The sequence below is a fragment of the Pseudomonas sp. Irchel s3a18 genome, from assembly GCF_900187535.1.
Taxonomy (GTDB): Bacteria; Pseudomonadota; Gammaproteobacteria; order Pseudomonadales; family Pseudomonadaceae; genus Aquipseudomonas.
In genome coordinates this window covers 106,041-128,425 of record NZ_FYDV01000011.1, presented here as the reverse complement: position 1 = coordinate 128,425, position 22,385 = coordinate 106,041, and the positions used below count along the sequence as shown (strand labels likewise).

The 22,385-nt window shown below is 57.6% G+C and carries 20 protein-coding genes and 1 pseudogene; all 21 read right to left on the bottom strand.

Annotation, left to right across the window (positions count from 1 at the left end; all coding sequences use genetic code 11):
- Positions 1–118: 118 nt before the first annotated feature.
- Positions 119–1,048, bottom strand: a pseudogene (locus CKW29_RS16595) (pyridoxamine 5'-phosphate oxidase family protein); the annotation flags it as partial.
- Positions 1,049–1,110: 62 nt separating this feature from the next.
- The gene (locus CKW29_RS16590; RefSeq protein WP_095146209.1) at positions 1,111–1,734 is read right to left on the bottom strand and encodes a glutathione S-transferase family protein; all 624 of its coding nucleotides are present in this window, start codon (positions 1,732–1,734) and stop codon (positions 1,111–1,113) included.
- A 130-nt stretch (positions 1,735–1,864) separates the two neighbouring features.
- Positions 1,865–2,767: a LysR family transcriptional regulator gene (locus tag CKW29_RS16585; protein ID WP_095146207.1), complete on the bottom strand. Its 903-nt coding sequence runs from the start codon at positions 2,765–2,767 to the stop codon at positions 1,865–1,867.
- A 74-nt stretch (positions 2,768–2,841) separates the two neighbouring features.
- Complete coding sequence (gene glmS / locus CKW29_RS16580; RefSeq protein WP_095146205.1) at positions 2,842–4,674, bottom strand: glutamine--fructose-6-phosphate transaminase (isomerizing); 1,833 nt, start codon at positions 4,672–4,674, stop codon at positions 2,842–2,844.
- A gap of 1 nt (position 4,675) precedes the next feature.
- The gene (locus tag CKW29_RS16575) at positions 4,676–5,452 is read right to left on the bottom strand and encodes a DeoR/GlpR family DNA-binding transcription regulator (RefSeq protein ID WP_095146204.1); all 777 of its coding nucleotides are present in this window, start codon (positions 5,450–5,452) and stop codon (positions 4,676–4,678) included.
- Positions 5,453–5,666: 214 nt separating this feature from the next.
- Positions 5,667–7,034 (bottom strand): bifunctional UDP-N-acetylglucosamine diphosphorylase/glucosamine-1-phosphate N-acetyltransferase GlmU, encoded by a 1,368-nt coding sequence (glmU, locus tag CKW29_RS16570; protein ID WP_095146202.1) that lies wholly within the window; start codon positions 7,032–7,034, stop codon positions 5,667–5,669.
- A 116-nt stretch (positions 7,035–7,150) separates the two neighbouring features.
- Positions 7,151–7,576 (bottom strand): F0F1 ATP synthase subunit epsilon, encoded by a 426-nt coding sequence (locus tag CKW29_RS16565; protein ID WP_095146200.1) that lies wholly within the window; start codon positions 7,574–7,576, stop codon positions 7,151–7,153.
- Positions 7,577–7,621: 45 nt separating this feature from the next.
- Entirely contained in the window at positions 7,622–8,998 is a 1,377-nt protein-coding gene (atpD, locus tag CKW29_RS16560) for a F0F1 ATP synthase subunit beta (protein WP_095146198.1), read from the bottom strand.
- A 27-nt stretch (positions 8,999–9,025) separates the two neighbouring features.
- The gene (atpG, locus tag CKW29_RS16555) at positions 9,026–9,886 is read right to left on the bottom strand and encodes a F0F1 ATP synthase subunit gamma (RefSeq protein ID WP_095146196.1); all 861 of its coding nucleotides are present in this window, start codon (positions 9,884–9,886) and stop codon (positions 9,026–9,028) included.
- A gap of 50 nt (positions 9,887–9,936) precedes the next feature.
- On the bottom strand, positions 9,937–11,481 hold the full coding sequence (gene atpA / locus CKW29_RS16550; RefSeq protein ID WP_095146194.1) for a F0F1 ATP synthase subunit alpha: 1,545 nt from the start codon (positions 11,479–11,481) through the stop codon (positions 9,937–9,939).
- 21 nt (positions 11,482–11,502) lie between these two features.
- Positions 11,503–12,039, bottom strand: a complete 537-nt coding sequence (locus tag CKW29_RS16545) for a F0F1 ATP synthase subunit delta (protein WP_095146193.1) — start codon at positions 12,037–12,039, stop codon at positions 11,503–11,505.
- A 12-nt stretch (positions 12,040–12,051) separates the two neighbouring features.
- Entirely contained in the window at positions 12,052–12,522 is a 471-nt protein-coding gene (locus CKW29_RS16540) for a F0F1 ATP synthase subunit B (RefSeq protein ID WP_095146191.1), read from the bottom strand.
- A gap of 56 nt (positions 12,523–12,578) precedes the next feature.
- The gene (gene atpE, locus CKW29_RS16535; RefSeq protein WP_002555987.1) at positions 12,579–12,836 is read right to left on the bottom strand and encodes a F0F1 ATP synthase subunit C; all 258 of its coding nucleotides are present in this window, start codon (positions 12,834–12,836) and stop codon (positions 12,579–12,581) included.
- 133 nt (positions 12,837–12,969) lie between these two features.
- A complete protein-coding gene (atpB, locus tag CKW29_RS16530) occupies positions 12,970–13,839 on the bottom strand; it encodes a F0F1 ATP synthase subunit A (protein WP_095081071.1) in 870 nt (289 codons plus the stop codon).
- A gap of 16 nt (positions 13,840–13,855) precedes the next feature.
- A complete protein-coding gene (locus CKW29_RS16525; protein ID WP_095146189.1) occupies positions 13,856–14,263 on the bottom strand; it encodes a F0F1 ATP synthase subunit I in 408 nt (135 codons plus the stop codon).
- Positions 14,264–14,411: 148 nt separating this feature from the next.
- A complete protein-coding gene (locus CKW29_RS16520; RefSeq protein WP_095146187.1) occupies positions 14,412–15,284 on the bottom strand; it encodes a ParB/RepB/Spo0J family partition protein in 873 nt (290 codons plus the stop codon).
- 9 nt (positions 15,285–15,293) lie between these two features.
- Complete coding sequence (locus CKW29_RS16515; protein WP_095146185.1) at positions 15,294–16,091, bottom strand: ParA family protein; 798 nt, start codon at positions 16,089–16,091, stop codon at positions 15,294–15,296.
- Positions 16,092–16,109: 18 nt separating this feature from the next.
- Complete coding sequence (gene rsmG, locus CKW29_RS16510) at positions 16,110–16,754, bottom strand: 16S rRNA (guanine(527)-N(7))-methyltransferase RsmG (protein WP_095146183.1); 645 nt, start codon at positions 16,752–16,754, stop codon at positions 16,110–16,112.
- Positions 16,751–18,643: a tRNA uridine-5-carboxymethylaminomethyl(34) synthesis enzyme MnmG gene (mnmG, locus tag CKW29_RS16505; protein ID WP_095146181.1), complete on the bottom strand. Its 1,893-nt coding sequence runs from the start codon at positions 18,641–18,643 to the stop codon at positions 16,751–16,753. Before mnmG ends, rsmG begins: the two co-directional genes overlap by 4 nt.
- Positions 18,644–19,250: 607 nt before the next feature.
- Positions 19,251–20,621, bottom strand: coding sequence for a tRNA uridine-5-carboxymethylaminomethyl(34) synthesis GTPase MnmE (mnmE, locus tag CKW29_RS16500; protein ID WP_095146179.1), 1,371 nt, complete (start codon positions 20,619–20,621; stop codon positions 19,251–19,253).
- A 79-nt stretch (positions 20,622–20,700) separates the two neighbouring features.
- Positions 20,701–22,383, bottom strand: a complete 1,683-nt coding sequence (gene yidC / locus CKW29_RS16495) for a membrane protein insertase YidC (protein WP_095146177.1) — start codon at positions 22,381–22,383, stop codon at positions 20,701–20,703.
- Between the last annotated feature and the right edge of the window lie 2 nt (positions 22,384–22,385).

Here is a 22,385-nt window from a genome sequence, read left to right as displayed (position 1 = left end):
ACCCTGGATCTACAAATCCAGCCCCCGCAGCGGTTCCTCCCTTGCCGAAACCGCACGGAAAATCAGCACCTCCCCGGCGTCAGGTACGGTCGCCGGGGCTGTGGATAACTCACCTGGCCGCTTGGTCCCAGGTACCGGTCATCACGCTGTTGGGTGAATACCCGTCGAAGCGCCAACGCAACGCCAGCGCGGCAGGCCGTCGTACGATCTGCTGCACGTGCAGCTTCCACAAGCGTTCTGCGCCTTGAAAGGCCTCCACTTGCGGACCATCGAGGATGAGTTCGGTGCCTCCGCTGACCTGCAAAAGGTCACCCGTGGTGAAATCGATAAACAACAACCCGGCACGGGGGTTGAGCAGCAGGTTGCCCAAGGTATTGAAATGCTGGTTGCCGGCAAAATCCGGGATGGTCAGGCAATTGCCCTCGACCCTGACGAAACCAGCCTGACCGCCACGATGGGAGATATCCACAGCCCGTGAGTTATCCACATCCACATAACTGGCGACAAAGAAGGTGTCGGCGCTCCGAATCATCGCTGTGGCGGCGTCATCCAGGGCATTGAAACGCTGGGCGATACGGGTTGAAGGATCCACCAAGGGTACCGAGTGAAACTGACGCAATTGAATGTACTTCGGGCAATTGCCAAAGGCCTGGTCAACCGTGACGCTCACCCCATGCGCGTCGATTTCGCTGATTCGGCCATTGATCCGGTTCCGCCGCCTTGTGTGTAACTCGATCCCGAGCAACCCGATGGCTGCTCCGACCTGCAACTGGACCGGGTCATCGGCGGTGGGCAGGCTGTCGAGTTGCAGCCTCGCAGGTTCGGGGGAATGGGCGAAACCCGGTGGACCTTCAAGGATGCTCGCCCAAGGGTTTCCCTCGGCATCCACCGCCCCCAACAACATGAAGGGTAGTTGGCGATAGAACTGGCGGTGTTGATCCGGCATTTCACTGCGGATCACCTTTCGTCCGAACGCTTCCATGCGCTCGGCAACCCCCACGTGAGCCTGCAACTGTTGCTCGCCGGCATGCCAGGGTGAACGCTCCATCATGCGACTCCTCTGCGCACCTGACGCAGTGTGAAGGGCCCGTCATCGGCGAGCCTGACGCTTCAAGCGGATTGCAAACCCACTGCAGTACGAGGCATGCCGACAAAGCCGGGCAAGGCCTCGATCCGCGCCAGCCAGGCCTGCACGTTGGCATAATTCACCAGCGATACATTGCCTTCCGGTGCGTGAGCGATATAGCTGTAGGCGGCGACATCGGCAATGGTCGGCTGGTCACCGACCAGATAGGGATCGCTGGCCAGTTCCTGATCCATCACCTTGAGCAGGGCATGGGAGCGTGCGATCACCTCTTGCGCGTTGTAGGGCGCTCCAAACACAGTGATCAGTCGTGCTGTCGCCGGGCCATAGGCAATCGGCCCTGCCGCTACCGACAACCAGCGCTGGACCCTGGCCGCCCCTACCGGATCGGTGGGCAGCCAATGGCCGTTGCCATACTGTTGCGCCAGATACACCAGAATCGCGTTGGAGTCAGCCAGCACCACGCCTTGATCATCGATCACCGGGACCTGACCAAAGGCATTGAGCGCAAGAAAACCCGGTTTTTTATGCTCGTTTTTTACCAGATCGACGAAGATAAGCTCTGTTGGCAACTCAAGCAGCGACAGCATCAGCTCCACACGGTGGGCGTGGCCTGAGCGTGGGAAGTGATAGAGTTTGATGGCAGGCATGATCGACTCCGTAGATGAATCGCGCAGTCCAGGGAAGATCCGCGCCGAGGAACCCTATCTTCCACCACCGCCAAAAACAACAGAATGACCATGAAATACAATCCATCATTTCATCTGGCGCAATAAAGCCTCAGCTGCGCAAGGCAGGATGTTCACGCAAGGCCTGCACGGCATAGTCGACAAAACTGCGGACCCGCGTCGGCGCCTTGCGCCCCCCCTGATACACCACATGGATCGGTAAAGGTGGCGGTTCGAAGTCTTTCAGGATGATTTCCAGCTCACCGGCAGCCACCTTGGTGGCGACCTGATAGGACAGCACCCGGGTCAATCCCAACCCCAAGGCAGCCGCAGTGATTGCCGATTGATTGGCCGTGACCACCAGGCGCGGCTCAAGGCGAACGCTCACCGGCTCACCCGCCGCCGTAAACGACCAGCTTCGCTGCTGTCCAATCGACGACGTCGCGACAATCCGTGCACACCCCAGATCATTCGGATGCAAAGGCCGACCGTGACGCTGCAGATACCCGGGAGAGCCACAGACCACCCGACGCACCTCACCCACCCGGATCGCATGCTGATTGCTGTCAGGCAGTGCACCGATACGCACCGCCACGTCAACGCCCTCCTCGACCATGCCCACCACCCGGTCGACCAATAACGCGTTGATGCTGACATCTGCAAACCGCTCAAGAAAACCCACCATCACCGGGGTGACGAACAGCTCGCCAAACAGCACCGGCGCGGTGATGGTCAGTTGCCCGCGAGGCTGGGCATGGCTGCCGGCGGCAGAGGCTTCGGCCTCCTGAATGTCCGCCAGTATCCGTCGGCAGTCATCCAGATAACGCTGCCCGGCTTCGGTCAGGTACACACTGCGCGTGGTTCGCGTCAACAGCTGCGCGCCAATGCGTGTTTCCACCGCCGCCACCGCCCGAGTCACACTGGCCGCCGACAACCCCAACCGTCGAGCAGCCGCCGAGAAACCCTGGTCCTGGGCAACCGCAACGAACACCTGCATTTCCTGAAAGCGGTCCATGGCATGTCCTCGGCATGAATAAAAAAATCGCAGCCTGGGCTGCGATTTTTTGGTTTTACATCACTGTGGATAACTTATTCCACTGTGACTGACTTCGCCAGGTTGCGTGGCTGGTCAACGTCAGTGCCTTTGAGCACCGCGACGTAGTACGAGAGCAGCTGCAGCGGAATGGTGTAGAGAATCGGCGACAGGATGTCGTGGATATGCGGCATGTTGATGACATGGGTGCCTTCGCCATTGCTCATACCGGCTTTCTCGTCAGCAAACACGATCAACTGACCACCACGAGCGCGAACTTCCTGCAGGTTGGACTTCAACTTCTCCAACAGCTCATTGTTCGGCGCCACCGTCACCACCGGCATGTCGTCATCGACCAGTGCCAGCGGGCCGTGCTTCAGCTCGCCTGCCGGGTAGGCTTCAGCGTGAATGTAGGAAATTTCCTTGAGCTTGAGTGCACCTTCCATCGCGACCGGGAACTGCGCACCACGGCCCAGGAACAGGGTGTGGTTCTTGTCGGCGAACAACTCGGCGATTTTTTCCACGGTGCTGTCCATGGCCAGGGCTTCGCCCAGGCGAGCGGGCAAGCGACGCAGTTCTTCGACCAGTTCAGCTTCCACGCCGTTGCCAAGGGTGCCACGGACCTGACCCAGAGACAGGGTCAACAGCAGCAGACCAACCAGTTGAGTGGTGAAGGCTTTGGTGGAAGCCACACCGATTTCACGACCCGCCTGGGTCAGCAGGGTCAGGTCGGATTCACGCACCAGCGAACTGATGCCGACATTGCAAATGGCCAGGCTGGCGAGGAAACCCAACTCTTTGGCATTGCGCAGGGCCGCCAGGGTATCGGCGGTTTCGCCGGACTGGGAAATGGTCACAAACAGGGTGTCGGGTTGAACCACCACCTTGCGGTAACGGAACTCGCTGGCAACTTCAATCTGGCACGGGATACCGGCCAGTTCTTCAAGCCAGTAACGGGCAACCATGCCGGCATGATAGCTGGTGCCACAAGCCACGATCTGCACATTGCGCACTTTGGCGAACAGTTCGGCCGCTTGCGGGCCGAACGCTTGCACCAGTACCTGGTTCTGGCTCAAGCGACCTTCCAGGGTACGTTGTACAACCGACGGCTGCTCGTGGATTTCCTTGAGCATGAAGTGACGGAACTCGCCCTTCTCGGCCGCTTCAGCACCATCACGGTACTGCACCGATTCACGCTCCACCGCCTTGCCGTCGATATCCCAGATCTGCACGCTGTCACGACCGATTTCGGCGATGTCGCCCTCTTCCAGGTACATGAAGCGGTCGGTGACCTGACGCAGCGCCAACTGGTCGGAGGCGAGGAAGTTCTCACCCAGGCCCAGGCCAATCACCAACGGGCTGCCACTGCGAGCCGCAACCAGACGATCAGGCTGCAGAGCACTGATCACCGCCAGACCGTAAGCACCGTGCAGTTCTTTGACGGTGGCCTTAAGAGCAACAGTCAGGTCGACCAGATCTTTGAGCTTGTGATCGAGCAAGTGAGCGATCACTTCGGTATCGGTGTCGGAGGTGAACACGTAACCCAGTGCCTTGAGCTGTTCGCGCAGGGCTTCGTGGTTTTCGATGATCCCGTTGTGCACCACGGCCAGATTGCCGGAGAAGTGCGGGTGAGCGTTGCGTTCACAGGGTGCGCCGTGGGTTGCCCAACGGGTGTGGGCAATCCCCAGGCGACCTGCCAGCGGCTCAGCTTCCAGAGCCTGCTCCAATTCGCTGACCTTGCCCGGACGACGCATACGCTCAAGCGTGTTGTCGTTGGTAAATACCGCAACACCAGCACTGTCATAGCCCCGGTATTCAAGGCGCTTGAGGCCCTCGAGCAAAATGGCGGTGATGTTACGTTCCGCAACCGCGCCGACAATTCCACACATGCTATTTCTCCTGGCTGACTGCCGCGCAAATCAAGGTGATGCCGCGGGCCTGAATCTGATCGCGCGCATCGATGGGCAGGCGATCATCCGTAATAAGGGTATGGACGCTGCTCCATGGCAGCTCCAGATTGGGAATTTTCCGGCCGATCTTGTCAGACTCGACCATCACGATCACTTCACGGGCCACATCGGCCATCACCCGGCTCAGGCCAAGCAGTTCGTTGAAGGTCGTGGTGCCTCGAACCAGGTCGATGCCATCGGCACCGATAAACAGCTGGTCGAAGTCGTATGAGCGTAGTACCTGCTCGGCGACCTGCCCCTGGAAGGACTCGGAGTGCGGGTCCCAGGTGCCGCCCGTCATCAACAGCACAGGCTCGTGTTCCAGTTCGCTCAAGGCATTGGCAACGTTCAGCGAGTTGGTCATGACCACCAATCCTGGCAACTTGCCGAGTTCGGGAATCATCGCTGCCGTGGTACTGCCACTGTCGATGATGATCCGCGCATGCTCGCGAATCCGCATCACGGCCGCCCGGGCAATGGCTTGCTTGTACTGGGAAACCGGTTGGCTCGGGTCGTTGACCAGCTCTTGAGGCATGGTGATTGCACCGCCATAACGACGCAGCAGCAACCCATTGCTTTCAAGTGCGGCCAGATCCTTGCGGATGGTCACTTCCGAGGTTTCAAAACGCTTGGCCAATTCATCCACACTGACTTCCCCCTGCTCATTGAGCAAGGCGAGGATATTGTGGCGACGCTGGGGAGTGTTGCGTTTTGACATGACCGCCTAAGTTTCGATTCGAAAGATAACGGAAGCAATCAAAACCTATCAACGAAACTTCGTCAAGCGCGGAGCGATAAAATGATCTGTGGATAAATGCATCGCAGGCAGCTCGTTCCCATCGGACTACGAAATCCTTGTGGGAGCGAGCTGCTCGCGAATCCAGTCGATCAGGCTGTGGATATCTCACCCTGATCCACTGCTTGTGGATAACTCATGCCTTCTTGATTTTCTCCGGCCGCTTCCAGCCATCGATGTTCTTCTGGCGAGCCCGGCCAACAGCCAGCTGAGACTTATCCACATTGGAGGTAATAGTCGAGCCGGCAGCGGTGGTTGCACCCGCAGAGATATCCACAGGCGCAACCAACGAATTGTTGGAGCCGATGAACACGTCTTCACCCAGCACGGTTTTCCACTTGTTGGCACCATCGTAGTTGCAGGTGATCGTACCGGCGCCGATGTTGCTGCGTGCTCCGATGTGGGCGTCCCCCAGATATGTCAGGTGACCGGCCTTGGCGCCTTCCCCCAGATGGGCGTTCTTCAGCTCCACAAAGTTACCCACATGGGCGCGTGCTTCCAGCACCGTTCCCGGCCGTAGGCGGGCGAACGGACCGGCATCGCTGCCCTCGCCCAATACCGCGCCCTCAATGTGACTATTGGCCTTGATCACCACGCCTTTGCGCAGGGTACTGTCCTTGATTACACAGTTCGGGCCGATGACCACGTCATCTTCGATGACGACCTTGCCTTCGAGAATCACGTTGATATCGATCAGCACGTCGCGGCCAACGGTGACTTCACCGCGCACATCGAAACGTGCCGGGTCGCGCAGTGTCACACCTTGGGCCATCAAACGACGGCCGGCGCGCAGCTGATAGTGGCGCTCGAGCTCGGAAAGCTGCTTGCGGTCGTTGGCGCCCTGCACTTCCATGGCGTCGTGGGGTTGTTCGGTGGCCACCACCAGACCGTCGTTGACCGCCATTTCGATCACGTCGGTCAGGTAATACTCACCCTGAACATTGTTGTTCGACAGGCGGCTCGTCCAGTCGGACAACCGATCGGCAGGAACAGCGAGGATACCGGTGTTGCCTTCGCGGATCGCGCGTTGAGCCTCGTTGGCATCCTTGTGCTCAACGATAGCTGCGACTTTACCGTCAACGTCGCGCACGATGCGGCCATAGCCGGTCGCATCGTCGAGTTCGACAGTCAACAGGCCCATCTGTCCAGGCACTACCTGTGTCAGCAGGCGTTGCAGGGTTTCCACTTCAATCAATGGCACGTCACCGTAAAGAACCAGCACGGTATCGGATTTGATGAAGGGGACAGCCTGGGCCACGGCGTGACCGGTTCCCAGCTGTTTGTCCTGCAGGACGAAATTCAGATCATCAGCGGCCAGACGCTCACGGACCGCATCGGCGCCATGGCCGATCACCACATGAATGCGCTGTGGATCAAGTTGTCGGGCGCTGTGGATAACATGACCCAGCATCGAGTTGCCTGCGACCGGGTGAAGGACTTTCGGCAACGCCGAACGCATGCGGGTGCCTTGACCGGCAGCGAGAATAACGATTTCTAGAGACATGACTGGCTACCAATCCTGGGTGGTCAGCGGCTGCGACCAAGAGGTGAATTGCAAAAAAGAAAAAGGGTAGCCGAGGCTACCCTTTTTAATCAATCGCACAACAAGCAGGAGGCTGATTAGCCGCCGAACTTCTTGCGGATCTGCTGGACGGTGCGCAGCTGAGCTGCAGCCTCGGCCAGACGTGCGGCAGCAGCACCGTAGTCGAACTCGCCGCCTCTGTCGTGCAGAGCCTTCTCGGCAGCCTTGACGGCTTCCTGAGCGGAGGCTTCGTCCAGGTCGGCAGCACGTTGCACAGTGTCGGCAAGCACCTTGACCATGTTCGGCTGAACCTCGAGGAAACCACCCGAGATGTAATACACCTCGGCTTCCCCGCCCTGCTTGATCAGGCGGATCGGGCCCGGCTTGAGATTAGTGATCAGCGGCGCGTGACCCAGAGCGATACCAAGATCACCCAGTTCACCGTGCGCAACCACCATCTCGACCAGGCCGGAAAAGATTTCCCCTTCCGCACTGACGATGTCGCAATGGACTGTCATAGCCATCTGATTGCCTCAACCTAAATTAGCGCCCGTTACCGGGCGCTGGGATTACAGTTTCTTGGCTTTCTCGATCGCTTCTTCGATGCTGCCGACCATGTAGAACGCTTGTTCTGGCAGGTGGTCGTAGTCACCGTTGAGGATGCCTTTGAAGCCAGCAATGGTGTCTTTCAGGGAAACGTATTTACCCGAAGCACCGGTGAAGACTTCAGCCACGAAGAACGGCTGCGACAAGAAACGCTGGATCTTACGAGCACGGTTTACCAACTGCTTGTCGGCTTCCGACAGCTCGTCCATACCCAGGATCGCAATGATGTCCTTCAGTTCTTTGTAACGCTGCAGAACATACTGTACACCGCGAGCGGTGTCGTAGTGTTCCTGGCCGATCACGTTCGGGTCCAGCTGACGCGAAGTCGAGTCCAGTGGATCTACCGCTGGGTAGATACCCAGGGAAGCGATGTCACGGGACAGAACGACGGTGGCGTCCAAGTGGGCGAAGGTGGTCGCTGGCGACGGGTCAGTCAAGTCGTCCGCAGGTACGTATACCGCCTGGATCGAGGTGATCGAACCGTTCTTGGTCGAAGTGATGCGCTCTTGCAGAGTGCCCATCTCTTCAGCCAGGGTCGGCTGGTAACCTACTGCCGAAGGCATACGGCCCAGCAGTGCGGATACTTCAGTACCGGCCAGGGTGTAACGATAGATGTTGTCGACGAACAGCAGAACGTCGTTACCTTCGTCACGGAACTTCTCGGCCATGGTCAGGCCAGTCAGTGCTACGCGCAGACGGTTTCCCGGCGGCTCGTTCATCTGACCGTAAACCAGTGCCACTTTGTCCAGAACGTTGGAGTCCTTCATCTCGTGGTAGAAGTCGTTACCCTCACGAGTACGCTCACCCACACCGGCGAACACGGAATAACCGCTGTGCTCGATGGCGATGTTACGGATCAGTTCCATCATGTTTACGGTTTTGCCTACACCGGCACCACCGAACAGACCAACCTTACCACCCTTGGCGAACGGGCAAACCAGGTCGATAACCTTGATGCCAGTTTCCAGCAGGTCGTTGCCGCCTGCCTGTTCTGCGAAGGAAGGAGCGGCGCGGTGGATACCCCAGCGCTCTTCTTCGCCGATCGGGCCAGCTTCGTCGATCGGGTTGCCCAGTACGTCCATGATCCGGCCCAGAGTCGCTTTACCGACCGGTACGGAGATGGCTGCGCCAGTGTTGTTGACGTCCAGACCGCGCTTCAAGCCTTCGGTGGAGCCCATCGCAATGGTACGTACCACGCCGTCGCCCAGCTGCTGCTGAACTTCCAGAGTGGTTTCGGCACCTTGAACTTTCAAGGCGTCGTAGATGCTCGGTACGCTGTCGCGTGGAAATTCCACGTCGATAACGGCGCCGATGATTTGAACGATACGTCCGCTACTCATAGCTGGATCCTCTGAATATTTGAACCGTTAAACCGCGGCAGCGCCGCCGACGATTTCCGAGATCTCTTGGGTGATCGCAGCCTGACGCGCCTTGTTGTAGACCAGCTGCAAATCGCTGATCAAATCACCGGCGTTGTCGGTAGCGTTCTTCATTGCGATCATCCGCGCCGCTTGTTCAGCTGCGTTGTTCTCGACCACCGCCTGGTAGACCTGCGACTCAACGTAACGGACCATCAAGCCGTCCAGCAGCTCCTTGGCATCCGGTTCGTAGAGATAGTCCCAGTGGTGCTTGAGTTCTTGATCCGGGGTCGCCACCAATGGAATCAACTGCTCCACGGTAGGCTGTTGCGTCATGGTGTTGATGAACTTGTTGGACACCACGCACAGACGGTCGATACGGCCGTCCAGGTAGGCATCCAGCATCACCTTGACGCTGCCGATCAGGTCATTGATCGACGGCTCTTCACCCAGGTGGCTGATAGCTGCTACGACGTTACCGCCGAAGTTGCGGAAGAAAGCCGCACCCTTGCTACCAACAACACACAGATCGATCTCGACGCCATTTTCGCGGTTTACCGCCATGTCCTTGACCAGGGCCTTGAACAGGTTGGTGTTCAAGCCACCACACAGACCACGGTCACTGCTCACCACAACGTAACCGACGCGCTTGATGGCGCGGTCGATCATGAAAGGGTGGCGATATTCCGGGTTGGCGTTGGCCAGATGACCAATAACCTGGCGGATGCGCTCCGCATAAGGACGGCTAGCTGCCATGCGCATTTGTGCCTTGCGCATTTTGCTGACCGCCACTTTTTCCATGGCGCTGGTAATTTTTTGCGTGCTTTTGATGCTCGCAATCTTACTGCGAATCTCTTTTGCGCCTGCCATGTAACACCTATCAGGTTAGCAAGCGGGAGCCTTGCGGCTCCCGCTGCGGCTTACCAGGTTTGGGTGGCCTTGAACTTCTCGATACCGGCTTTCATGCCAGCGTCGATTTCGTCATTGAAGTCACCCTTCACGTTGATCTTCGCCATCAATTCGGCGTGATCGCGGTTGAAGAAACCGATCAGCGCTTGTTCGAAGCTGCCGATCTTGGCGATTTCAACGTCAGTCAGGAACCCACGCTCAGCGGCATACAGCGACAGCGCCATGTCAGCGATCGACATTGGTGCGTATTGCTTCTGCTTCATCAGCTCGGTAACGCGCTGACCATGCTCAAGTTGCTTACGGGTCGCTTCGTCCAGGTCAGAAGCGAACTGGGCGAATGCCGCCAGTTCACGGTACTGAGCCAGAGCGGTACGGATACCACCGGACAGCTTCTTGATGATCTTGGTCTGAGCGGCACCACCCACACGGGATACCGAAACACCGGCGTTCACAGCAGGACGGATCCCGGAGTTGAACATGGCCGATTCCAGGAAGATCTGACCGTCGGTGATGGAAATCACGTTGGTCGGAACGAACGCGGAAACGTCGCCAGCCTGGGTTTCGATGATCGGCAGTGCGGTCAGGGAACCGGTTTTGCCGGTCACTGCGCCGTTGGTGAACTTCTCTACGTACTCTTCCGAAACGCGGGATGCGCGCTCCAGCAGACGGGAGTGGAGATAGAACACGTCGCCTGGGTAAGCTTCACGGCCTGGTGGACGGCGCAGCAGCAGGGAAATCTGGCGGTAAGCCACTGCTTGCTTGGACAGATCGTCATAAACGATCAGCGCGTCTTCACCGCGGTCACGGAAGTATTCGCCCATGGTGCAACCGGCATACGGTGCCAGGAATTGCAGTGCGGCCGATTCCGAAGCACTGGCAGCTACGACGATGGTGTTAGCCAGTGCGCCGTTTTCTTCCAGCTTGCGAACCACGTTGGCGATGGTCGATTGTTTCTGACCGATTGCCACGTATACGCAGAAGATGCCGCTGTTTTTCTGGTTGATGATCGCGTCGATCGCCAGAGCGGTTTTACCGATCTGACGGTCACCGATGATCAGCTCACGCTGGCCACGGCCGACAGGGATCATGGCATCGACAGCCTTGTAGCCAGTCTGTACAGGCTGGTCTACCGACTTACGCCAGATCACGCCTGGAGCAACTTTCTCGACCGCATCGGTCTCGGTGTTGTTCAGCGGACCTTTGCCGTCAACTGGGTTACCCAGTGCGTCGACTACGCGACCCAGCAGTTCCTTACCAACCGGAACTTCGAGGATGCGGCCGGTGCACTTGGCGCTCATGCCTTCAGCCAGAGTCTGGTATGCGCCCAATACAACGGCACCTACAGAGTCTTGCTCCAGGTTGAGGGCCATACCGAAGACGCCGCCCGGAAACTCGATCATCTCGCCGTACATGACGTCGGCCAGACCGTGAATCCGCACGATACCGTCAGATACGCTGACGACAGTGCCTTCGTTACGGGCTTGAGAGGTCACATCGAGCTTTTCGATGCGGCCCTTGATAATTTCACTTATTTCGGAAGGATTGAGTTGCTGCATTGCTCTGCTGCCCCTTCAAACTCAAGATTTCAATGCTTCGGCAAGATTCGCGAGTTTGCCGCGAATCGAGCCATCGATTACCAGGTCGCCGGCGCGGATGATGACACCACCAATAAGGGTGGCATCCTCCGCAACTTGCAGGCGCACTTCCCGGTTGAGCCGTGCACTGAGAACCTTGGCGAGTTTGTCTTGCTGTTCTTGGTTCAATGCAAAAGCACTGGTGACATCCACATCTACCGATTTCTCTTGCTCGGCCTTGTACAGGTCGAACAGAGCGGCGATCTCCGGCAAAAGCGGGAGACGGTCGTTTTCAGCAACGACGTGGATGAAATTCTGTGCTTTGACATCGAACTTGTCGCCACACACGTCAATAAACGTGGTGGCCTTGTCTGCGCTCGTCAGTCGCGGGGCCTTGAGCACGCGCTGCATCGTGTCGTCTTGCGACACTGCTGCAGCCAGGCCGAGCATGGCTGACCAAGAGGCCAGTTGCTGGTGGGCCTGGGCGTGCTCGAAGGCTGCCTTAGCGTAAGGTCGGGCCAACGTGGTCAATTCTGCCATGATCGCCCTCGCTTAAATTTCAGCAGCCAGTTTGTTAACCAGCTCCGCGTGCGCGTTTTGATCGATTGTGGCACCCAGGATCTTCTCGGCGCCGCCAACGGCCAGTGCACCCAGTTGGGTACGCAGCGCGTCTTTGACACTGTTGATTTCCTGCTCGATCTCGGCCTGAGCCTGAACCTTTACACGTTCAGCGTCGATACGGGCTTTTTCAACAGCCTCTTCAACGATCTGATTACCGCGCTTCTTGGCTTGCTCAATGATTTCGGCTGCCTGAGTTTTTGCTTCGCGCAGTTGTTGACCCGCTTTATCTTGGGCCAACTCCAGGTCGCGAGCTGCTCGGGCGGCAGCGTCCAGTCCATCCGCGATCTTCTTCTGACGTTCGTGCAAAGCCGCGATGACCGGAGGCCACACGAACTTCATGCAAAAAAGTACAAAAATTAAGAACGCAACGGACTGGCCAATCAGGGTTGCATTAATGTTCACGCCAACACCTCGCTCGTTCGTTGCACATCACACCAATCACTCGAAGGTTCGAGTGATTAGCCAGCGAGTTGACCAACGAATGGGTTCGCGAAAGTGAAGAACAGAGCGATACCAACACCGATCATGGTTACGGCGTCGAGCAGACCGGCAACGATGAACATTTTAACTTGCAGCATTGGAACCATTTCTGGCTGACGCGCTGCGCCTTCCAGAAACTTGCCGCCCAACAGGCCGAAACCAATTGCAGTACCCAGTGCGCCCAGGCCGATCAACAGTGCAACAGCGATAGCGGTTAGACCAACTACAGTTTCCATCTTTCCTCCCGACTTTTACGTCGTATGGTTTAGGTTTTTTAGATTAAAGCGGTAAAACAAATCGTTTCATCGAGCCCGTTATGGGCCCCCTCCCGCCGAGACGAGAGGGACATCAGACTAGCCTAAGCCGGCCTTAATGGTTCTCTTCGTGCGCCATCGACAGGTAGACGATGGTCAGCATCATGAAGATAAACGCCTGCAGGGTGATGATCAGGATGTGGAACACAGCCCACGCCCACTGCAGAACTACGCCCAGGCCGCTAAGCCAGAGCAGACCACTGCCGAACATCACAGCGATCAGAATGAACACCAGCTCGCCGGCATACATGTTGCCGAACAGACGCAGTGCCAGCGAGATTGGCTTGGCAATCAGCGTCACGAACTCCAGCAGGAAGTTCACCGGAATCAGCAGGGCTTGAACAAAGATGTTCTTGCTGCCGAACGGGTGCAGGGTCAGTTCGCCGAGGAAGCCGCCGATGCCCTTGACCTTGATGCTGTAGAAAATGATCAACGCGAACACCGACAGGGCCATGCCCAGGGTAGCGTTCGGGTCAGTGGTCGATACGGCGCGGAACGGAATGTGCGGGTCGCCGGAGATCCACATGGCCACTTGAGGAATCCAGTCAACCGGAATCAGGTCGACGGCGTTCATCAGGAAGACCCAGACGAAGATGGTCAGTGCCAACGGTGCAATCACCGGGCTACGGCCATGGAAGCTGTCTTTCACGCTGCCATCGACGAATTCGACCAATACTTCAACGAAGTTCTGCAAAGCACCTGGTTGACCGGATGTCGCTTTCTTCGCCGCCATGCGGAAAAGAAGAACGAAAATCAGGCCCAACGCGACCGACCAGCCGAGGGTATCGACGTGGAAAGCCCAGAAGCCCATTTCTTTGGCTTCTGCTGCGGTGTGGGCAAAGCCCCAGCCGCCGTTAGGGAGCTGACCGAAGGTCAGGTTCTGCAAGTGGTGCTGGATATAGCCCGAAGCGGTTGTTTCTGCCATGGTTGCCTCAAACGCCCTAAGGTCTCGAAAGTCTTGTTCTCATCAGCAGGGGAGCGAACCAGCTGACCAGTTGGGTCAACACAAAGACGCCGAAGACTGCTAACGGCGCCAGTGGCTTCACACCTGCAAACGTCAGTGCAAAGAGCACTGCCGTCAAAATCAGTTTGCCCGCCTCGCCGGCATAAAAAGACCGGACGATGGCTTGAGCTGCTCGGGCGCCGGAAAACCGAAATGCCCTGTGAGCGAAATATACATTGGGAAGCAAGGCTATCAGGCCCCCGCAGAGTCCTGAGTACCCGGCAACGACTCCATGCCAGTGCCAGAGCGCCAAAGCAGCCACCAGCAAAACGACAAATTGAGCCACTAACACCGGAAAAACTGCCAGGCGATGGAACGGCAAGCGGTTTGGCGTGCGTGTTTCCATCACATTTGCTCCTCAAAGGTCGGCTGCCAGAATTCAATAACTTGGCATAATTTGTGCCGACAAAATGCGCGCAGAGTATAGGGGCGGTTCAGCCCCTATTCAACTGTCAGGTAGTGATTTCCGTCTGCACGCTACATGAGGAAATGTTTCAGCGGATATGTGCAAGGACACCTTGCAGCTCATCCAGGGAGTTGTAACCAATCACCAACTGCCCTTTGCCCTTCTTTCCGTGGCGAATCTGCACCGCAGAGCCTAGGCGCTCAGCCAGGCGCTGCTCGAGGCGAGCGATATCCGGGTCGGGTTTAGCAGGTTCTGTCGCCTGCGGTTTGCCATTCAACCACTGGCGAACCAGTGCTTCAGTCTGGCGTACGGTGAGACCCCGTGCGACAACGTGTCGCGCCCCCTCAACCTGTTGATTTTCCGGCAACCCGAGCAAGGCACGCGCATGACCCATTTCCAGGTCGCCATGCGAGAGCATGGTCTTGATCACCTCCGGCAGGGCAATCAGGCGCAACAGGTTGGCCACCGTCACGCGGGATTTGCCAACCGCTTCGGCAACCTGCTGCTGAGTCAGCTGGAATTCCTGCTGCAAACGCTGCAGGGCAACCGCTTCCTCGACCGGATTGAGGTCTTCACGCTGGATGTTCTCGATCAGCGCCATGGCAATCGCGGTTTCATCCGGCACATCGCGCACCATCGCCGGGATGGTTTCCTGGCCCGCTTGCTGGCTGGCGCGCCAGCGGCGTTCACCCGCGATGATTTCAAAGCGGCCTTCACCGATGGGACGCACCACGATCGGCTGCATCACGCCCTGTACCTTGATCGACGAAGCCAGTTCTTCCAGCGCCTGTGGGTCCATGTCCCGGCGTGGCTGGTATTTGCCCCGCTGGATCAGGTCCAGGGGCAAATGTTGCAACTCACGCTGGTCGGCTTGCACCGCTTGTTCTTCCAACAAGCTGACGGTCGGACCACTCAGCAGTGCATCCAGTCCACGTCCGAGACCTCGTTTCTTGACGGCCATGGGGATTCCTTAAGTTGCCTGAGCAGCGGCGGTGCGTGAGTTTTTGCGTTGACGGCGAACCATCTCGCCGGCCAGGGCCAGGTAGGCTATGGCGCCTCGCGATGATTTGTCGTACGCCAGCGCCGGCATGCCATAGCTTGGCGCTTCGGCCAGGCGAATGTTGCGTGGAATGACCGTGTCGTACAACTGCTCACCGAAGTGCTCCTTGAGCTGCGCCGACACATCGTTCATCAGGCTCAGGCGCGGGTCGAACATGGTCCGCAACAGGCCTTCGACTTTCAGGTTCGGGTTCAGCAGTTCGGCGATACGCTTGATGTTATCCACAAGGTCACTCAAGCCTTCGAGCGCAAAGTACTCGCACTGCATGGGGATAATCACCCCATCGGCGGCCACCAGTGCGTTCAGCGTGAGCATCGACAGCGACGGAGGGCAGTCGATCAAAATGTAATCGTAATTCTCGCGGATCGGCGCCAAAGCGCTGCGCAGACGGCTTTCCTTCATCTGCATTTCCAGCAGAACGACTTCAGCCGCCGTCAGGTCGCGGTTGGCTGGCAGCAACTGGTAACCACCGTGTTCGGAGAAATGCATGGCCTGGGCCAGGTCGCATTCACCGATCAACAGGTCGTAGACCGAGTTTTCCAGGCCGTGTTTATCCACACCGCTACCCATGGTGGCGTTGCCCTGTGGATCAAGATCGATCAACAACACCCGACGCTTGGTGGCGACCAGGGATGCTGCGAGGTTGATACAGGTGGTGGTCTTGCCCACACCACCTTTTTGGTTCGCAATCGCGAATACCTTAGCCATTCTTGCTTGTGTTCCCAATCATGCCGTGCGGCGCAGTATCAGCAGATGACGTTGGCCTTGGCAACCGGGTACAGCCAAGGCGTGTTCGCTATCGAGGTGGAAGTCTGCCGGCAATGCTACCAGCTCATCCGCGGGATGAACGCCCTTCATTGCCAGCCAACGTGTGTCGTGATCGCCCAGGTGGCGAGTCCAGTTGCTGAAGTTCTCCATGCTGCTGAACGCCCGGGAGATGATCCCGTTGAATGGCTTTTCAGGCTGGAACGCTTCGACGCGACTGTGGATAACTTGCAGGTTATCCAGTTTGAGCTCGAGTTTGACCTGGGTCAGGAAGCGGGTTTTCTTGCCGTTGGAGTCCAGGCAGGTCACTTGCGATTCGGGAAACAGGATCGCCAGCGGAATACCGGGCATGCCACCGCCGCTGCCGACATCCAGCCAGCGACCATTCTCGATGAAGGACATCACACTCAGACTGTCGAGCAGATGCCGCGAAACCATTTCGTCGGGATCACGTACGGCAGTGAGGTTGTAAGCCTTGTTCCATTTTATCAACAGGGCCAGATAACCCAGCAGCTGTGCATGCTGGGCTTCGGTCAGGTTTACGCCGAGCTGGCGTGCACCTGTTGATAACTCTTCGGCGTGTTGCGAGGTGACCAACGAACTCAAGCGCTTTGCTCCAACTGACGGCCCGCGCCGCGTTTTTTCAGATGAATCATCAACAGCGAAATCGCTGCCGGGGTCACGCCCGGGATCCGCGAAGCCTGGCCCAACGTCTCGGGACGAGTTGCACCGAGCTTGCTCTGGATCTCTTTCGAGAGACCGGAGATGTTCGTGTAATCGATATCCACAGGCAACTTGGTGTCTTCACTGGCCCGCAGGCGTGCAATTTCATCTTGCTGGCGATCGATATAACCGGCGTATTTGGTCTTGATTTCGACCTGCTCGGCGACCTGTGGATCCTGCGCACCGTGCCCGGTCACTTCGACCAGGCCAGCGTAGTCGATTTCCGGACGGCTCAGCAGGTTCAACAAGTTGTATTCGTGGGTCAGTGGCGTGCCGAATTTTTCGGCGATCGCATCCCCCTGCTCGGTACCCGGGCGGACCCAGGTACTTTTCAGGCGCTGTTCTTCCAGGGCAATGCTTTCGCGTTTTTTGCAGAACGCCGCCCAACGCACGTCGTCCACCAGACCCAATTCGCGACCTTTCTCGGTCAGGCGCAGGTCGGCATTGTCTTCGCGCAGGATCAACCGGTATTCGGCACGCGATGTGAACATCCGATACGGTTCCTGGGTCCCCAGGGTAATCAGGTCGTCGACCAGCACACCGATGTACGCCTCGTCGCGGCGCGGGCACCAACTGTCTTTGCCCTGCGCGCGCAAGGCGGCGTTGGCCCCGGCCAGCAAACCCTGGGCGCCGGCCTCTTCATAACCGGTAGTGCCGTTGATTTGCCCGGCAAAGAACAGGCCGGCAATGACTTTGGTTTCCAGGCTGTACTTCAGGTCACGCGGGTCGAAGTAGTCGTACTCGATGGCGTAGCCCGGGCGAACGATATGCGCGTTTTCCATGCCGCGGATCGACTGCACGATCTGCAATTGCACGTCGAACGGCAAGGATGTGGATATCCCGTTCGGGTACAGCTCGTGAGTGGTCAGGCCTTCCGGTTCGATGAAGACCTGATGGCTTTCCTTGTCGGCAAAGCGGTGGATCTTGTCTTCGATCGAAGGGCAGTAACGCGGGCCAATACCTTCAATCACCCCGGAATACATCGGCGAACGATCGAGGTTCGAGGCGATGATTTCGTGGGTACGGGCGTTGGTATGCGTGATCCAGCAACTGACCTGCTGCGGATGCTGCTCTTTCGAGCCCATGAACGACATGACCGGGATCGGCGTGTCACCCGGTTGCTCGGTCATCACCGAGAAATCCACAGAACGACCGTCGATACGTGGAGGCGTACCGGTTTTCAGGCGACCCACACGCAAAGGCAACTCACGCAAACGGTGAGCCAGGGCGATCGACGGCGGATCGCCGGCACGACCGCCGGAATAGTTCTGCATGCCGATGTGGATAAGTCCGCCAAGGAACGTACCGGTGGTCAACACCACGGAGTCGGCAAAGAAACGCAGGCCCATCTGGGTGACGACACCGCGTACTTGTTCCTGCTCGACGATCAGATCGTCGGCGGCCTGTTGAAATATCCACAGGTTCGGCTGGTTTTCGAGAATCTCGCGGACAGCGGCCTTGTACAGCACGCGATCGGCCTGGGCGCGTGTTGCGCGCACGGCTGGACCTTTACGGCTGTTGAGCACGCGAAACTGGATACCACCTTTATCGGTGGCCATGGCCATCGCGCCGCCCAGGGCGTCGATTTCCTTGACCAGGTGGCTTTTGCCAATCCCGCCGATCGCGGGGTTGCAGCTCATTGCTCCGAGGGTTTCCACGTTATGCGTCAGCAACAGGGTTTTTGCACCCATGCGTGCTGAGGCCAGTGCTGCCTCGGTACCGGCATGACCGCCGCCGATGACGATCACTTCAAAACGGGAAGGGAAATCCACCACGCACCTCGTGCCTGCTTCAGTTAGGTAATCAGGAATAGTTTGAGCTCAGGTTTCTGGACCTGGTCGACAAGTATAGGGACTTCGCCCTTCCTAAAGAACCCTTTGCACAAAATTTAACCAGCTGTGGGTAAGTCACGAACAATAGAAATTAAAAAGAAAGAAATTTATTAAATCTTTGTTTTTATGTTTATTTCTATACAGCTACCTTTCTGTGGATAGATTACTACAGGCCTTTATTTTAAATGTGTACAGAGATTCAAAAGTCTGTGGTCATGTGCCCATGAGGCCCTTGGATAACCGCTGTAAGCCTGTGGATGAATGGGGTGGTTATCCACAGAGGTGGTTTTCCTCAGTTTTGGAGCCCTGTTATCAACCGAGCTCAGCCGCGGTTATTCACAGGGCTTAATCCACAGAAAAGCGCTGAAAGGCACAAATCACGCCCACGGAAAAACCACCGACGCGGTAGATGCCGCCCGGCAATGCAGAAAAATGAGGGGGATGCAGAGGAAGAGGAACTGGCTTGCCAGCAAATCAGCCTACATGGCGTATCGGAAACACCATGTAGCGAGCAGGCCAGGCCCCCAGTTGAAGCCGGGAAGTGACGCTATTTGCCGATGCAGAAGCTGGAAAAGATCCTGCCCAACAGGTCGTCAGAGCTGAATTCACCGGTAATTTCACCCAGTGACTGCTGCGCCTGACGTAAATCTTCAGCCAACAACTCGCCAGCTCCGGCCAGGGTCAGCTGCGAACGACCGTGTTCAAGGGACGCACTGGCATGACGCAGAGCCTCCAGGTGGCGTCGGCGGGCGCTGAAGCTGCTTTCCGAGGTCTGCTCATAGCCCATGCAGGCCTTGAGATGCTCGCGCAGTAGCTCCAGACCTTCGCCTGCCGACTTGGCGCTCAAGCTGATGGTGACGTGGCCATCGTCACAGACCTGCAACTCAATGGCCTCGCCAGTGAGGTCCGCCTTGTTACGGATCAGGGTTACTTTGGCCGGATCCGGGCGCTGCTCCAGGAATTCAGGCCACAAGGCAAACGGATCAAGGGCTTCAGGGGCGGTGGCGTCGACCACCAACAGCACCCGGTCAGCCTCGCTGATGGCCTTCAATGCCCGTTCCACACCGATCTTCTCGACCTGGTCATCGGTATCGCGCAAGCCCGCGGTGTCGACCACATGCAGCGGCATACCGTCGATGTGGATATGTTCACGCAGGATGTCCCGGGTGGTGCCGGCGATCTCGGTGACGATGGCCGCTTCCCGGCCAGCCAGTGCATTGAGCAGGCTGGACTTGCCGGCATTCGGACGACCGGCGATCACCACGGTCATGCCATCACGCAGCAACGCGCCCTGGCCGGCTTCACGCAGCACAGTGGATAACGCTTCACGCACGGCATCGAGCATGGTCAACACGTGGCCATCGGCCAGAAAGTCGATTTCCTCTTCCGGGAAGTCGATGGCGGCTTCGACGTAGATGCGCAGCGCAATCAGTTGCTCGGTCAGGTTATGCACACGCTGGGAAAACGCGCCTTGCAGCGAGCGCAGTGCGTTGCGCGCGGCTTGTGCAGAACTGGCCTCGATAAGGTCGGCGATGGCCTCGGCCTGCGCCAGGTCGAGCTTATCGTTGAGGAACGCGCGTTCGCTGAATTCACCCGGCCGGGCCAATCGGCAGCCCAGTTGCAGGCAGCGCTGCAGCAACATATCCAGGACTACAGGTCCACCGTGGCCCTGTAGTTCCAGTACATCTTCGCCGGTAAATGAGTTCGGACCGGGGAAATACAAGGCAATACCTTCATCCAGCACGTCTTCTTCGGCGCTGAAAAAAGGACCGTAATGGGCGTAGCGCGGTTTGAGTTCGCGGCCACTGATGGCTTTCGCCGCGCTGCTGGCCAACGGCCCGGAAATACGCACGATACCGACGCCTCCACGGCCCTGGGCGGTGGCGACTGCGGCGATGGTTTCACGAGGAGCGCTCATAAACCGATATCCCGATAAAAATGGCAGATAGCAAAACGCCCCACTAGGGGGCGTTTTGAATGGTTACATACAGCGTAAGTTATGCCTCGGCTTTTTTCGCCGCCGCTTCGATTTTACGCGTGATGTACCACTGTTGAGCGATCGACAGGACGTTGTTCACAACCCAGTACAGCACCAGGCCCGCCGGGAACCACAGGAAGAAGAAGGTGAAGATGATTGGCATCATTTTCATCACTTTGGCCTGCATCGGATCCGGAGGAGTCGGGTTCAGCTGCTGCTGGATGAACATGGTTGCGCCCATGATGATCGGCAGAATGAAGAACGGATCCTTGATCGACAGGTCGGTAATCCACAGCATGAACGGCGCTTGGCGCATTTCAACGCTTTCCAGGAGTACCCAGTACAGCGAAAGGAAAACCGGCATCTGCACGAGGATTGGCAAGCAGCCACCCAGCGGATTGATCTTCTCTTTCTTGTACAGCTCCATCATGGCTTGCGACATTTTCTGCCGGTCATCGCCATGTTGCTCTTTCAGCGCGGCCAGTTTCGGTGCCACTGCACGCATACGCGCCATGGATTTGTAGCTGGCAGCCGACAGCGGGAAGAAGATCCCTTTGATCAGCATGGTCAGGAAGATGATCGACCAGCCCCAGTTCCCGACGATTTCATGGATATGTTGCAGCAGCCAGAAGATCGGTTGGGCAATGAACCACAGGATGCCGTAGTCGACAGTCAGTTCCAGACCTGGGGACAACTCTTTCAGTATCGCCTGGCTTTTCGGACCTGCGTACAACGTGGCGCTGGTTTCAGCCTTGGCACCTGGCGCAACGGTCAACGCCGGGCCAGTGAAACCGATGATGTAGTTGCCTTGGCTGTCTTTACGGGTCTGCACCACGTTGCTGTCGTTCTTGGCTGGAATCCAGGCCGTCACGAAGTAGTGTTGCAGCCAGGCAACCCAGCCACCGTTAACGCTTTCTTTCAACGACGCCTTGTCGATATCTTTCATCGACACTTTTTTGTACGGCTCGGCACTTGTCCACAGGGCAGCGCCCAGGTAAGTAGCGGTACCGGTGGCGGTAGTCGAAGAAGGATCGGCACTGGCATCACGCTTGAGCTGGGCAAACAGGTTGCCAGTCCAGGCCTTGTCGCTGGTGTTGTCGATCAGATAGGTGACTTTCAGATCGTACAGACCGCGAGTAAAGGTGAAACGCTTGATGTAATTGACGCCAGCATCGCTGAATTTCAGATCAACATTCAGTTGGTTCTGATCTTTATCCAGTTGATAAGTCTTCTGCTCGGTCGAGTAAACCGGACGACCGGTAGGACGCGCATCCGGACCGTTGGTACCGGTCAGGCCGCTTTGGGCCAGATAAGTACGTTCGCTACCGTTATCAAACAGCTGGAACGGAATTTCCGGGTGGTCCTGACGACGTGGATATTTTGGCAGCATCAGCTGGGCGATATCACCACCTTGAGGATCGATAGCCAGTTCGAGCACATCCGTTTTAACGCGGATGAGGTCTTTGTTGGTCACTACCGGAGTTTCGGTAGGGGTGCTGGTATCGGCATTCGCGCTGGGTACATCGGCACTGGCGGAAGCATTGGTACCAAGTGGGGTGTCCGCAATTGCCGGGGCAGCCTGATTGGCAGCAACATTCTGAGTCGGCAGGGCAGCCTGGCCATAGTCCTGGTTCCATTTCAGGACCATGACGTAGGACACGATTGCCAGGGCGACGATCAGGATCGTGCGTTTAATATCCATGA